The 13,555-nt window shown below is 55.7% G+C and carries 14 protein-coding genes; all 14 read left to right on the top strand.

The window, feature by feature from the left end; all coding sequences use genetic code 11:
* Positions 1–95 precede the first annotated feature (95 nt).
* The 14 genes from V3851_RS18165 (at position 96) to V3851_RS18100 (ending at position 13,539) form a co-directional block, all read left to right on the top strand.
* On the top strand, positions 96–1,634 hold the full coding sequence (locus V3851_RS18165) for a phage tail sheath family protein (RefSeq protein WP_331847979.1): 1,539 nt from the start codon (positions 96–98) through the stop codon (positions 1,632–1,634).
* A gap of 23 nt (positions 1,635–1,657) precedes the next feature.
* Entirely contained in the window at positions 1,658–2,101 is a 444-nt protein-coding gene (locus V3851_RS18160) for a phage tail protein (RefSeq protein ID WP_331847978.1), read from the top strand.
* 183 nt (positions 2,102–2,284) lie between these two features.
* Entirely contained in the window at positions 2,285–2,653 is a 369-nt protein-coding gene (locus V3851_RS18155; protein WP_331847977.1) for a hypothetical protein, read from the top strand.
* Positions 2,599–2,835, top strand: coding sequence for a DUF6760 family protein (locus tag V3851_RS18150; protein ID WP_331847976.1), 237 nt, complete (start codon positions 2,599–2,601; stop codon positions 2,833–2,835). Before V3851_RS18155 ends, V3851_RS18150 begins: the two co-directional genes overlap by 55 nt.
* Before the next feature lie 11 nt (positions 2,836–2,846).
* A complete protein-coding gene (locus V3851_RS18145) occupies positions 2,847–3,323 on the top strand; it encodes a phage tail protein (protein WP_331847975.1) in 477 nt (158 codons plus the stop codon).
* Between the two features lie 43 nt (positions 3,324–3,366).
* A complete protein-coding gene (locus V3851_RS18140) occupies positions 3,367–5,001 on the top strand; it encodes a hypothetical protein (protein WP_331847974.1) in 1,635 nt (544 codons plus the stop codon).
* Positions 5,002–5,613, top strand: coding sequence for a CIS tube protein (locus V3851_RS18135; RefSeq protein WP_331847973.1), 612 nt, complete (start codon positions 5,002–5,004; stop codon positions 5,611–5,613).
* 12 nt (positions 5,614–5,625) lie between these two features.
* Positions 5,626–6,669, top strand: coding sequence for a phage late control D family protein (locus V3851_RS18130; protein WP_331847972.1), 1,044 nt, complete (start codon positions 5,626–5,628; stop codon positions 6,667–6,669).
* Positions 6,666–7,388, top strand: a complete 723-nt coding sequence (locus V3851_RS18125; protein ID WP_331847971.1) for a phage baseplate assembly protein V — start codon at positions 6,666–6,668, stop codon at positions 7,386–7,388. The genes V3851_RS18130 and V3851_RS18125 overlap by 4 nt, the downstream gene beginning before the upstream one ends.
* 24 nt (positions 7,389–7,412) lie before the next feature.
* Complete coding sequence (locus tag V3851_RS18120) at positions 7,413–7,808, top strand: PAAR domain-containing protein (protein ID WP_331847970.1); 396 nt, start codon at positions 7,413–7,415, stop codon at positions 7,806–7,808.
* Positions 7,809–7,812: 4 nt separating this feature from the next.
* On the top strand, positions 7,813–8,208 hold the full coding sequence (locus tag V3851_RS18115) for a GPW/gp25 family protein (RefSeq protein WP_331847969.1): 396 nt from the start codon (positions 7,813–7,815) through the stop codon (positions 8,206–8,208).
* Entirely contained in the window at positions 8,208–11,855 is a 3,648-nt protein-coding gene (locus tag V3851_RS18110; protein ID WP_331847968.1) for a putative baseplate assembly protein, read from the top strand. Before V3851_RS18115 ends, V3851_RS18110 begins: the two co-directional genes overlap by 1 nt.
* A 35-nt stretch (positions 11,856–11,890) precedes the next feature.
* Positions 11,891–12,763, top strand: coding sequence for a baseplate J/gp47 family protein (locus tag V3851_RS18105; protein ID WP_331847967.1), 873 nt, complete (start codon positions 11,891–11,893; stop codon positions 12,761–12,763).
* Entirely contained in the window at positions 12,760–13,539 is a 780-nt protein-coding gene (locus V3851_RS18100; protein WP_331847966.1) for a phage tail protein, read from the top strand. Before V3851_RS18105 ends, V3851_RS18100 begins: the two co-directional genes overlap by 4 nt.
* Positions 13,540–13,555: the final 16 nt, after the last annotated feature.

Below are 13,555 nucleotides of genomic sequence, written 5' to 3'. Positions count from 1 at the left end.
TTTTTCGTAAGCAGTACACCGTCATGAACCCCGAGTCGGTATGAACGGCCGGCCGGGAAAATGACCAAAATCACTCGATTCGAGGAGGATATGAGATGCCTAATTATTCAGCACCGGGTGTTTATGTGGAAGAAGTATCTAGCGGAGTGAAGCCGATCGCAGGTGTCGGCACATCGGTAGGGGCCTTCGTAGGGATCTCCGAAAAAGGCGTGATCGGCAAAGCCGTGCTTGTTACCAATTGGAGACAATTTACCGATGAGTTCGGAAACTTTATTCCGAACGGATACCTGGCTTATGCCGTGTACAACTTTTTTGCCGAGGGCGGCACATCCTGTTATGTGGTGAGAGCGGCTCCGAATGATATCAAGAAAGCGACCCTTGCCATAAAGGATTCGGAGAATGCAGACCTGTTCGAGGTCACGGCCCGTTCCGAAGGCGCATGGGGCAACCGGATTTCCGTCAAGGTGGGTCCGTCGTCCAATAAGCAGGATTTCGGCTTTAAGTTGACTGTTCAGTATCAAAAAGACAGCTCCTTCAACGACGAATACGCAGGAGATGAAGGCGGCAAAATCGTGGAAGTATTCGACAACATGATGCTGACCAACTTCGAGGACAAAATCAACGAGGTATCCGCTTTCGTATCGGTTCGTCCGCTGGTGGATTTGACCGTGTTGGAGAATTTGGAGAAAATCCCGAAATTCACCGAGGAGACCGCCTTGGGTTTAACCGGCGGCGAAGATGGGATGAAAGCCATCGATTTCCTGGGCAGCGCAACCACCCGGGACGGCATCCACGCTTTTGACACCATCGACAATATCAATATCGTCGCGGTGCCCGACGTGGCGGACATGCCTTTCAGCCGCAATACGATTCTGGAGATGCTGAACTACTGCAAGCTGAGAAAAGACTGTATTTTCATTGTTGATCCGCCTCATGGCCTGAATCCTGAGGAAGTGATGAATTTCAAGGAAGGCGCGGGACAATTCCAGGGCAATTCCTTCAATTCCTCTTACGGAGCGCTGTATTATCCGTGGGTATTCATTAACGATCCGCTGACCGGCAAGCAAAAGCTGGTGCCGCCGTCCGGTGCCGTTGCCGGTACTTACGCTTACGTGGACTCCGTCCGAGGCGTTCATAAAGCGCCTGCAGGTACTTCCGACGGCTACCTGGATACCGTTGTCGGCATCGAGAAGATCATTACCAAGGCGGAGCAGGAGTTACTGAATCCGTCGGGTATCAACGTGATCCGTTCCTTGCCGGAAGGCATTTGCGTATGGGGTGCCCGCACCTTGTCCGCCGACTCCGAGTGGAACTACGTCAACGTTCGCCGCTTGCTGATGTATATCGAGGAATCCTTGGACCAAGGCAGCCAATGGGTTGTCTTCGAACCGAACGATCCCGGCCTGTGGGGCAAGGTGAAGCGGAACCTGACTGCGTTCCTGACCCGAGTATGGAGAGACGGGGCTTTATACGGTTCCACCCAGGAAGAAGCATTCTTTGTCAAGGTAGACGAGGAGAACAACCCTCCGGCCGTGAGAGATGCCGGACAATTGATTATCGAAGTCGGAGTCGCTCCGGTGAAGCCTGCGGAATTCGTCATTATCCGGGTTAGCCAGAAGACCCTGTCCAAATAACATAACGAGAGGAGAATTACCCTATGCCTACAGGCAAAAGAATGGATCCCTACCGCAATTACCGATTCCGGGTCGTCATTGACGGCATTCAAACGGCGGCCTTCGCCGACGCGACCATTCCGGATACCTCCACGGAGGCCGTAGAGTACCGGGAGGGCGTGGATGCCCCCCACTCCAGAAAGCTGTCGGGCTTGACCAAATTCGGCAACATTACCTTGAAAAAAGGCCTCACCGATTCCTTGGAGCTCTACAATTGGCGCAAAAGCGTGCAAGAGAAGGGGGCGCTGGGTAACAGAAAGAGCTTGTCCATCATTCTCGTCGACGAGGAAGGCAACGACAAAGCCCAATGGGATATTCTCGAGGCTTGGCCGGTGAAGTACGATGTCAGCGCTCTGAGCGCCAAAGGCAATGAGGTCAGCATCGAATCCATCGAGCTGGTCCACGAAGGCGTCAGCCGCGTGAAGTAAGGGAAGCCGGATAAGGCTGCCTGACATATTAAATTTTCCGCAAGGCATCAAATTGAATAGATAATATACGCCAAATACCACAGGACGAAAAGGTATGATTATCAACTTCAATTTGATGTTCTTTGCGGCATTTACGGACGGTTTTTTGTACATGAATCCTATGGGATAAAGCGAGGTATCGTTATGGATTTTTTGCAAACGGAATTCAGTTTTACCCTTCCGAAGGGGTATGTGGACGAAACGGGGACGCTGCATAAGCAGGGGACCATGCGTCTGGCTACCGCCGCGGACGAAATCATGCCGCTCCGGGATCCCCGGGTGCAGCAGAATCCGGCCTATCTGACGGTGATCCTGCTGTCGCGGGTCGTCGTCAGCCTGGACGGGCTGAAGATGATTACGCCCAGGGTCATTGAGGACCTGTACACTTCCGATTTTGCCTATTTGCAGGAAATGTACAACCGGATTAACCAGCATGGCGCCAATGCCCTGCAAACAAAATGCCCGAAATGCGAGCACCCCTTCGAAGTGGAACTGGAACCGGCGGGGGAATAGTCGGCTACCCCCTCGACCGCCTCTATGAGGAGGTAGCCTTCTTAACGTATTACACCCATTGGGAGTACAAAACCGTGCTGTCCCTGGAGCATTTTGAAAGAGAACGCTGGTGCAAGGAAGTCAGCAAAATCAATCAGCAGTTGAACGGCGACGAGAACAATAAGGACTTCTTTGAGGTTTAGGAGGTTTGGTAATGAGGCACTACATGGTGAATATCGGAGGGAGAACGCCTTGGGCGCCCGGATATCGGAAGGATCCTTACCTTGCCTACAATTTCGTGGTAGAGATCGACGGCATTTCCGTAGCCGGGTTCTCGGAGGTTTCGGGCCTTAGCATCGAAACTCAGGTGGAGCGGAAAACCTTCGGCGGGGAGAATCATAGGGAATTTACTTTTCTAACGCAGACGAAGTTTTCCGACATCACGCTGAAAAACGGTGTAACGACCGACGACTTTTTGTGGAATTGGTACCAGTTGGCCATAGGCGGGATCGTCGAACGGCGAAGCGGGTCCATTTGTTTGCTGGATCATGAGGGCAGTCCGCGGGTGTGGTGGAACTTTATCGAAGCCTGCCCGATCAAGTGGGAGGGGCCGGCCTTCAATGCGACCAGCAGCGCCGTAGCGGTGGAAAGCCTGGTGCTGACCCATAACGGACTGTACCGATACCGGTAACGGCGCTAGGAAGGTCCACTTCGAATATGAAGGTTGGATGGATATGAACAAAACGGCAAAAACGGAGTTTGCTCTGGGAATTATGAGCAAGTACGGCATGGCCAGGTGGCGAAGGCAATTCCATCGGTTGGTTTTGCGGCAGAACCCGGTGCCGTTCCAGGAACCGCAAGAAGCGGCGGAACCGCCGGAGAGCAAGGAAGTCCGCATCACGAACCACATTCATCACTACAATGACATACGGCAAATCACGAAAGAAACGGTACGGTTGGCTGACGCGAAGGGCGAGGGAAGCCGGATCATCGAGAGGATCCTAACCCCGGTGGTTACAGTGATGCTACCCCCAAAGGGCTCCGATTCGCAAGGTCAACGGGTTGATAACAAGATCAGCAGGTTCATATCCATGCAGCTCCCTGCTGCTAAGGCTTTAAGGGAGCTGGAGGCAGGCGGCGGGAAGAGAAAGGCTGCCGGGCGCTTCTTGCCAAAGGGCAGTAACAGCGAAGACGCAGGCGGTCTAACCAACAGGGAGATGAAGCAGGAGCCGGAACGTTTAAGGGGAAGGCAGCAGCCGTTCACGCATCGGATGCAAGGCATTCTCCCGGTTGAGGGAGGAGCTACAGAGGATATAGGTAGTGCGGATCCTTTGGCTGGCCGTGGTGATCGTGGGGGACTTTCTCAACAGCCCTCCGCTATCAATAAGCAAATCCGCGCCCTTCAGTCGTTGGAGGCTTACCGGCAGCAGGCGGGCAAGGCCCCGGTTCACGGCAGGGCCCAGCCTCTGACCGTGAAGCGGGAGAGCGGCGGTCGGCAGGGGTTGGGCGTGCCGGGCGCCGGCCACGCAGCGCCGGCTTCCGCTTCGGCGGGGAACGGCGGCGGGAAGCCGTTCATGAAACCGTCGGCAGCAACAGACGGTTCCGTGAACGGGACGGTAACTGCCGCCGCGAATCCCCCAGCGGGACCTAGCGGCCTAGGGCCGTCGGGGCTGAAGCTGGTGCTGGGCCGAGGCACCCAGCGGGCCTTGGAGCGGCTGGACGAGCGCTACCGCCCGCCGGGGCCGGCGGCATCTGCCACCGCCCGGGCCGCCCTCGGTCCCCGTGACCTGCCTTGGTCACGGGCTGTCCATGGCCCGGCCGGCCTTGCCCTTGCGGCCCTGCCGCAAGGCGCCGCGGCTCCTCCTTTTCCCCTTGCCCGGCAAGGGGAAGGGGGGCAGCCGCTCCCGCCGGCGGTGCCGCTCATGCGGGGCCCCGCGCGGCGGGCGCTGGCCCCGGCGGCCCTGGGCGCGCCGTGGCCGGTCGTGACCGGCGAGCCCGCCGAGGAGCCGCCCGCCCGGCTCGCCAATGCCTCCCCCTTGTCCCACCTACGACAAGGGGGAGGGGCGGCGCGGATGACGGAGCCCGGTGAAGAAGGGGTGGGCGTCCTGTCGGATCGGCCTGCCCCCAAGCTCGTGCTCCGCCATCCGGAGAAGCGGGCCGCGGCCGCCGAATCCAAGCCGCAGGAAGCCTCCGCTCCGGAATGGGCCGCCGCGGCCCAAGGACAGAACCATACTGCGACGGCTCCGGGCCAGAGCGCCAAAGCCAAGCTGGATATAGGCGCGGAGGAAGTGAAGCTTTTGGCGGAGCAAGTCTATCAAGTCCTTGAAAAAAGAATCGGAATTCAAAAGGATCGGAGGGGACTGAGGTAAATGGCCGAAAAAGCGAAAATTATCCCGCTGGATATGGGCGGCGGTGCCATTGAGGTAATGTTCAACCCCAATGAATACACGGTGTCCTTCGAAGGAAAGTACACGGGCGAGAAGAACAACATGCAGTTTCAGAGATCATCGACACCGGAATTCAAAGTTTCCTTGTTTTATGACACCTATGAGAAGCGAACGGATGTGAGGAAGCAGACCGTGATGCTGACTTCCCTGCTGGACCCGAAGGTCAGCGGGAAGAGCACGAAGCGGCCTCCAGTGTGCCTGTTTGTCTGGGGCGGCTTTACCTATCGCGGCATTTTAACGAAGATCGAACAGAAGTTTACGATGTTTTTGGAAAACGGTACGCCTGTCAGATGTCTGATGGATGTAACCTTCACCTCTATGGAGTCTGACAAGGTCATCGAGGAAAGCCAAGGCTTGAACGCCTGCCGGAAGCTGTGGGTGGTGAAAAGCGGGGACCGGCTGGACCTGATCGCGAACGAAGCCTTGAAGGATGCGACGAAATGGCGCCGCATCGCGGAGCTGAACCGGATCGTCAACCCCATTGGCTTTCCGGGCCAAAACGATGTAGGGAGGACCTTGGTCATCCCGGATTAAGGTGGAATTCGGATGAGTATCAGCGTAGCGAATTTTAAAATCGAATTGAACGGGAGCAAGCTTTCGGATGAACTGACGGCTGCGGTGGAGGGCGTGACGGTAGAGGACGAGTTGAACCTGCCCGCTATGTTTTCTATCCAACTGAACATGGTGAACTCGGGCAACGGAACGTGGCGGGGCATCGATCTGAAAACCTTTAAGCCGGGGGACAAAATCAAGGTTTCCCTCGGCCTCGACAAAGTGGAGCCCATGATCAGCGGCGAGATAACATCATTGGACCTGAACCTTTCGGAGCACTCCATATTGGATATCCGGGGCTACGATTTGCTGCACCGGCTTCGCATGGGGACGAGAAGCAAGGTCTTTTCCAAGAAAAAGGACAGCGATATCGCCTCTGAAATCGCCAAGGAGCACGGGCTGACTCCGGTGGTCGACGATACCAAAACCCTGTACCCTTATTTGTTCCAGAACAACCAGAGCAACTACGAGTTTTTGCTGGAACGGGCGGCGATGCTGGACTACGAGCTGTATGCGGACGACAAGAAGCTGTACTTCGTCAAGTCCCGGGCGGGCAAGTCGCCGGAGCTGCCGGATCTGACCTTCAAGAAGGACTTCGAGAAGCTGAACCTGGAGCTTCGTGCTTTGACCCGCGGCAGCAAGGTTGCCGTAAGGGGCTGGGATGTGAAGGAGAAGAAGGAGATCGAAGCCGAAGCGAAAAAGGGCGACGAGACGACGAAGATGGGCGGCAAAGAATCCGGCTACGAGCTGACGGCCAAAGCCATCGAAGAGTCCCCCATCGCCATCTCCGCGGAGAATCTCACCGACATGAACGAGGCGAAGTCCATGGCCGCCGCCGCTTATAACAGCAGGCTTCGGGAGTTCATCACGGGCGAGGGCATGTGCTGGGGAAACCCGCTGCTTAAGGCGGGCAAGACGGTCAAGCTTCTCGGCATGGACGAGCGCTTCAGCGGAATCTACTACATCGTTTCGACGGTGCACAAGTTCGACAATCAGGGGTACAAGACTACATTTAAAGTGAAGAGGACAGGGCTATGAGCGAGGGAATCGGTTTTTCGAATTACGGGGACGGCGGCAAATACGACGGAAAAATATACGGTGTCATGGTCGGGATCGTGATCAAGAACGATTCGGCAAACGACGGGGAGAAGCCCGGACCGGGCAGGGTGAAGGTGAAGATTCCGCTCCTCGGCATGAAAGAATCCAACTGGGCACGCTTGGCTTCTTTTATGGCGGGGAAGGAACGGGGAGCTTTTTTCCTGCCGGAGATCGACGATGAGGTGCTGGTCGCCTTCGAGAACGGGGATGTCAACCGCCCCTATGTGATCGGCGCTCTGTGGAACGGGAAGGATGCGCCGCCGGACATCAATAGCGACGGGAAAAACAATATCCGGATGATCAAATCCCGGAGCGGCCATGTTCTCAAGTTCAACGACAAGCAGGATGAAGAATCGGTGACCCTCACGACGGCCAAAGGACATGTGATCCGGCTGGACGACAAAAAGGGCGAGGAGACCGTCCAAATCATCGATAAGTCGGGCAAAAACAAGATCGTCATCCAAACGAAGGACAATAAAATCGCCATCACATCGGAGAAGGATATCGAAATTGCCGCTCCCAAAGGAAAGCTGTCCATTCAGGCCAAGGACATCGAGCTGAAATCGTCGGCGGCAACCAAGATCGAGTCCTCGGCGGGGATGGACATCAAGGCTTCAGGCACCATGAACGTGAAAGGTGCAACGGTCAATATCAATTAGTTTCAGTACAGGAGGGATAGCTTCATGGGACAGCCGGCAGCGAAACAGGGGGACCGTATTCTTGCCACCGATACCCACATCGTGATGATTCCCACCGGTCCGACGTTAGTACCGACTCCTTTACCCCATCCGTTTACGGGAATCATCGACGGGGCTTTAAGCGGCAATGTCAAGATTATGGGGAAACCGGCGGCCACGGTGGATTCCACGGCGACCAACACTCCGGCCCATGTTCCCCAAGGGGGGCCTTTTCAAAAGCCTCCGCAAAACAAAGGGAAGATCATGCTGGGCAGCGCCACGGTAAAGATCAACGGAAAAATGGCCGCCAGAAACGGCGATACGGCGCTAACGTGCAATGATCCCGCGGACATGCCCGTAGGGAAAGTGGTGGCCGCAGGAACGGTCTTCATAGGAGGTTAAGTTTATGGAAGTCATCGATTTTCTGGGCCGAGGCTGGAAATTTCCCTTCTCGGCCCAAAGAGGCAGCATTAACGGGGCCGACGGGGAAGAGTCCATCAAAGAGTCCATTCAATTAATTTTGTCGACGGCGAAGGGCGAGCGGGTAATGCGGCCCGATTTCGGCTGCAGGCTTCAGGAGCTGGTATTCGCGCCGAACAATATGAGCACCGCCACCCTGATCAAAACCTTTATCGAGGAAGCCATCATGAACTGGGAGCCTCGGGTGGAGGTATTGGATATCTCCGTAACCCCCAGCGCGGATCTTCCGGTTTTGGATATTTCCATCGATTACGCGATCAAGTCCAGCAACAGCAAATACAATCTTGTGTATCCATTTTTTCTTGAAAGTGTGGGTAAATAATGGGGAAACTTGTGCCTTACATTGACCGGCGGAATCAGGAAGATTTGGTTCCCGAGCTGAGACGAATCATTTATCGGTATTGCGGGAAGGAATGGGACAGCCTGCCTGCGCTGGAAGCGGATAAGAAGGCGGAGACGCTGGTCCGCATTTTTTCCCGCATGATGGAGAATGTCATCGAGCGCTTAAATAAGGCGCCGGAAAAAAACTTCATCGCTTTCCTGAACCTGCTGGGGATCGGTCCGACGCCTCCGAGGGCAGCTAAGGCGCCGCTGCTCGTCAAGGCGAAGGACGATTGGGACAAGCTTGGCTTCCTGCCGGCGGGGACCAAGGTATCGGCCCAGCCGGAGAACCAGGAGGAAGTGATTTTCGAAACGGAAAAGGGGTTGACCGTCATTCAGCCCCGGCCGGTCCGCGCCGTCAGCCTGGACCCTGGCGAGGACCGGTGGAGCAACCAGGATTTCCTCTTGTCAGAGGAACGTACCGGCAAGTTTGCGGAATTGTTCCAGGGCGATTCGACGGTGGTGCACCGGCTCTATCTGGGCCATTCCCAGCTTCTGTCCTTTGATGAGCCGGGAAACCAACTGACAGTGTATTTCAACAAGCCAGGGGTAGAGGGAAGCCCTGAAGGCTCCGAAGAGCCGCTTCTGGACATGGATTGGTACTGCTTCGACGAGGAAGGAAACGCAAGGCGGCTGAATGTGACCGGCAGCTGGCATTCCAGGGATTCCGACTGGAGCGCGGCCTATATCTTTGCCGATCTGTCCGGAATATACGCCAAGACCGTTTCGGGCTATGACTCCTCGGAAGAACGGATGGATTGGACGAACAAGTGGATCTTCGCGGAGCTGAAGACGCCCATTACGTCCGGCACTCCGATGCCGGATATCGAGGAAATCCGGATGGAGCTGGGCATCGTCAACCCGGAAGCGCTGCATCCCGATAAGGTGCTGTCGAACGGCACCGAGGTTGATGTCAGCAAAGATTTTTATCCCTTCGGGGAGAAGCCGAAGGTTAACGATACCTTTTATATCGCCTGCCGGGAGGCCTTCGCGAAGGAACATTCCAATGTGTCCCTCACCGTGGAGCTGTCTGACCCCGAAATCAGCAAGCCGCCCGATACAAGCTATGTGAAGCTGAGCTGGGAATACTGGAATGGCTCGGAATGGACCGCGATCGAGAACTTGCAGGAGTCGACGTATACATTAGCCAAGTCAGTGGAGGAAGGCGAACCGGAGCAGCCGGAAAGCCTTTGCACCGTTGAAACGCTGACGGCTTCGGGAACGATGCATTTCGAGTGTCCGGGGATAAAGGCTTGCGTCGTGAACGGGGAGGAGAATTACTGGATCCGGATCCGCATCACCGGAGGCAATTACGGCGAAGAGGATAAGTACGATTACGAGGACACCCCCATCATGATCGGGGATCAAACAGTGAATATCGCCCAATTGCAATACACGAAAGCAACCTTCGCGCCGCCTTCCGTCCATAATCTCGTCATCGATTACAGCTATACCGTGGGGGCGCATCCTGAGAAGGTGCTGACGGAGAATAATTTTACGTTTCGCGATACAACGGAAGAATGCCTGACCGAAAACAGTTACTTCAAACCTTTTTATCCCTGTACGGAGCGGGACCCTATGTTCTATCTGGCCTTCGACCGGGATATCAGCGACCTGCCCGTTTCCCTTTTCTTCCCGTTGACCGGCGAGCAGCTGGGAGAGAATCCGATCGTGGCCTGGGAGTATTGGAACGGCAGAAAGTGGATGACCCTCAGCGTCAATGATGCCCTGCGTCATTTTACGAGAAGGGAAATCCTTCAGCTCGCCATTCCGTCGGATATCGAGCCCCGGCCCTTATTCGGGACGGAGCAGTATTGGATCCGGGCCCGGCTGGACGAAGGAACCTACAGGGTGTTTCCGCAAATCGACGCCATTTATTCCAATGCCGTATGGGCGCGGCATTCCAACACGATCACCGGCGAGATTCTGGGCTCCAGCAACGGGGAAGGGGAGCAAAGCTTCACCCTATCGAAGACGCCGGTGCTGCCCGGCCAGGTTCTGATGGTGCGGGAAGCAGCCGAGACGGGGGACTGGGTTCCCTGGGAGGAAGTGAGCACCTTTTCCCTGTCGGGGTCCGACGGAAGGCATTACATCCTGGACCGCAGCACCGGAACGATTCAATTCGGAGACGGCAAGAACGGCATGGTTCCCCCTACGGGAATAGATAACCTGAAGTGCGATTACAAGCATGGAGGCGGTTCCAGGGGGAACGTGGAGGCAGCTTCCATCACCAAGGTATGGGACAGCTTCAGTTGGCTGGACTCCGTCACAAATCCGGTAGCGGCCGACGGCGGGTTCGACCGGGAGGAGCCGGAGCAGGCGGAGATCCGGGGGCCCCATACACTGAAAAGCTGGGAGAGAGGCGTAACGGCGGAAGACATGGAATGGCTTGTTAGAGAAGCTATGCCGCAGATCGCCAAGGTGAAGTGCCTAAGCACCGTGAACCGGGATCTGGAGTTCGCCGCAGGCAAAGCCACCGTCATCGTGGTGCCGGACAGCGACGAGCCGAAGCCGATGCCCAGCCAGGAGCTCCTTGGCGAGATTGAAGCTTATCTCTGCGAGCGGATGTCCGCCGTTCTTGATACGAGCGTTCCGGGCATTGAGGTCATCGGTCCGGACTATGTGCGCATCGGCATCGATGCCAACGTCACCTTCACCTCTATGGAGCAGCGCAAGGTCGTGGAGGGGCAAATCATCGATAACCTGAAGGCGTTCTTTCACCCGCTTACCGGAGGCGACGGGAATACGGGATGGGATCTGGGCAAGAACCTGTACGTATCCGAGGTATACTCCGTGATCAAGAATACGCCCGGCGTGGATTATGTTTCCGATATCGCCGCCCACGCATCGGTCCAATGCCTGACCTTGCGGCTGGAGCCTCTGGAAAAAGGTTATTACAAGCCGATCGTCAATTATCCCAAGGCCAGCGCGGTACGTACCGATGACAATACGATCCTGTTCTCCTTGGCGGAGCAGGTCGAGGCCGGGACCGGGGTCAAAACCTTGATGGTCAAGGGCTTCAAGGAAAATGAAAAGATTCGTCTGCGCTACCGCAATTATGATCCGGTGGAGCTTCGTCTCGATTCCATGGAAGGCGACCTGCTGGAATGCAGTACCGTGAACGGGGAGGGACTGCCTTTCGATTACCCGGAAGGCAGCGACCTGGAGTATGACGTTTCGGACGACTTCACCGTCCGCACGTTTATCATGAACGAGGTTCCCAAGGGTGCGGCGTCTTTTTACCTCAAAATCGCGCTGTTCGAGCCTAAGGATATCGTGTTCCTGAGCCGGACGGACGAATATGTCAATACGACCCCGCTGAAGATTCACGAGGTCCGGTCGGAGAACATCTTTCTGGAGGAGGATGAGCTCATCTACGGCGGGTTCCATTTTATCAATAAGAAGGAAGAACTCGTATTCCCTTATTTGCTGGATAAAGAGAATGACCAGATTCATGATTTGAGCGGAACCGTGGCGGAATGCGGGCTGGAGAACATTCCGAAGGAAGAAAGAAAGTATACGGCCAAGCTTCCGGATACGGAGCCGCTTCCAAAGAGATGTCCCTACTGTTTTCCTATGGGAGAGTGAAAGTATATGACGGCGCTTAGAAAGGAGGGAGACGAATGTCATTGCCAGTACCGAACCTGGACGACCTGGGGTTTGACCAGCTGGTAGCCGATGCCAAGGCACTTATCCCCGTCTATGATCCCGAGTGGACCAACTACAATCCGTCCGATCCCGGGATCACCCTGATCGAGCTGTTCGCCTGGTTTTGCGAGATGGTTCTGTACCGGATCGACCAGGTAACGGAGGAAAATCAACTGCAATTCCTGAAGCTTATGGGCGTCGAGCTTGAGAACGGGGAAGAACTGAAAAGCGGCATCCGCCGCGGCGTAAGCCAGTTCTCGGAACGGTATAAAGCGGTAACCGCCGAAGATTACGAGTTGCTCGCCATGCAGGGCTTGATGGAAATCCCGAACCTGCTGGACCGGTATCCGGATCTTGCCGTACGGACCATCTGCCTGGTGAACAAGGACATGGAGAACGGCATGTCGGAAACGAAGGAACGCTTCGGGCACGTAACGGTCATCCTCGTCCTTAGCACCCAGAACCGGATGGAATACCTCAAGGAAATCGAAAGCATCAAGCAGGCGGTGAAGGAGTATCTCGAGGCACGCAAGCTGTTGACGACCCGGATTCATGTAGTGGAGCCGGATTACCTCGACGTAAACGTCGAGCTCCTTGTTGCGGGTAAAGACAAGGCCATCGGAAACACCGTGAAGGAAGCCGTCGAAGGGTTTCTTGATCCCGTTACGGGGGGTGTGGAGCAGAAGGGCTGGCCCCCGGGAAGAAAGCTGTATCCCTCCGATTTATACCATCTGGTGGAAGGGCTGCCGGGAATCGATCATGTCGTCCGTATCGACCTTACAAACCAGGAGCTGAAACCCTATCAATTGTTCAAGCTGAAAGAGCTGAAAGTCGAGGTGGAAACATGACCGATCAAATGAGCGTCCAAGGAACGAATCAGGAGGATCAAAGCTATAACTTTACGCAATACCTTCCAAGGGTGTTTCAGCAAAAAGCTGAAGAGACCGAGGCGGATTACTTTCTCGGCCGTTTCCTTAAAGGATTTGAAGCCATGCTGTCCGGCAAGACCGGGGCTGTCAGCGAAGAATCCGTTGGCATCGAGGCACTGCTGGACCAGTTTCACCAGTATTTCGACCCGAACCGTACCCCCTCCCAGTTTATTCCTTGGTTGGCTGGATGGCTGGGGTTGGAGCTGGAAGAGGGGCCGGAATACGACGGAGAAGCGGACCATATGGAACGCAAAGCAGCCCCGGTGCAAATTCTTCCTCTCGGCGTAAGCCGCCATTCGGTGAACCGAAACCTGATTGGCAACATCGTGCAACTGTATAAAAAACGGGGAACCATGGAGGGCCTGAAGGAGATCCTGCAGGTTTTTGCCGGGGAAGAAGTCACCATCGCCATAGAGGATTATGAGGAACCGGCCGGTATTGGATATGCCAGGCGGATCGGGCTGAACGCGATGGTAGGGGCTGCGGATCCCAGCTATTTTTCGGTCCATTCGATAATTCCCGCCCCTACCCGGACGCTGCTTACGAACAAGGTACGAATCATCCGCGAAGCCCTCGGGAAGGAAAAGCCGTTTTATACGAATGCCTCGCTGAACGTAGAGGTCCCCTCCATGCGAGTCGGTGTATACGGCCGGATTGGCAGAGAGACCCTGCTTGGGGGAATGCAAGAGGAGTAGAAATTTGAAAACCGGA

Source organism: Paenibacillus haidiansis (assembly GCF_036553665.1).
Taxonomy (GTDB): domain Bacteria; phylum Bacillota; class Bacilli; order Paenibacillales; family Paenibacillaceae; genus Fontibacillus; species Fontibacillus haidiansis.
This window is presented reverse-complemented; position numbering and strand designations above follow the sequence as displayed.

What these genes read in the sequence shown, in the direction of transcription:
- V3851_RS18120 (WP_331847970.1), top strand. Translation starts at nt 7,413, where the DNA reads ATGGGACAGCCGGCAGCGAAACAGGGGGACCGTATTCTTGCCACCGAT.
- V3851_RS18100 (WP_331847966.1), top strand. Translation starts at nt 12,760, where the DNA reads ATGACCGATCAAATGAGCGTCCAAGGAACGAATCAGGAGGATCAAAGC.
- V3851_RS18155 (WP_331847977.1), top strand. Translation starts at nt 2,285, where the DNA reads ATGGATTTTTTGCAAACGGAATTCAGTTTTACCCTTCCGAAGGGGTAT.
- V3851_RS18135 (WP_331847973.1), top strand. Translation starts at nt 5,002, where the DNA reads ATGGCCGAAAAAGCGAAAATTATCCCGCTGGATATGGGCGGCGGTGCC.
- V3851_RS18105 (WP_331847967.1), top strand. Translation starts at nt 11,891, where the DNA reads ATGTCATTGCCAGTACCGAACCTGGACGACCTGGGGTTTGACCAGCTG.
- V3851_RS18115 (WP_331847969.1), top strand. Translation starts at nt 7,813, where the DNA reads ATGGAAGTCATCGATTTTCTGGGCCGAGGCTGGAAATTTCCCTTCTCG.
- V3851_RS18130 (WP_331847972.1), top strand. Translation starts at nt 5,626, where the DNA reads ATGAGTATCAGCGTAGCGAATTTTAAAATCGAATTGAACGGGAGCAAG.
- V3851_RS18160 (WP_331847978.1), top strand. Translation starts at nt 1,658, where the DNA reads ATGCCTACAGGCAAAAGAATGGATCCCTACCGCAATTACCGATTCCGG.
- V3851_RS18140 (WP_331847974.1), top strand. Translation starts at nt 3,367, where the DNA reads ATGAACAAAACGGCAAAAACGGAGTTTGCTCTGGGAATTATGAGCAAG.
- V3851_RS18110 (WP_331847968.1), top strand. Translation starts at nt 8,208, where the DNA reads ATGGGGAAACTTGTGCCTTACATTGACCGGCGGAATCAGGAAGATTTG.
- V3851_RS18150 (WP_331847976.1), top strand. Translation starts at nt 2,599, where the DNA reads ATGCCCGAAATGCGAGCACCCCTTCGAAGTGGAACTGGAACCGGCGGG.
- V3851_RS18125 (WP_331847971.1), top strand. Translation starts at nt 6,666, where the DNA reads ATGAGCGAGGGAATCGGTTTTTCGAATTACGGGGACGGCGGCAAATAC.
- V3851_RS18165 (WP_331847979.1), top strand. Translation starts at nt 96, where the DNA reads ATGCCTAATTATTCAGCACCGGGTGTTTATGTGGAAGAAGTATCTAGC.
- V3851_RS18145 (WP_331847975.1), top strand. Translation starts at nt 2,847, where the DNA reads ATGAGGCACTACATGGTGAATATCGGAGGGAGAACGCCTTGGGCGCCC.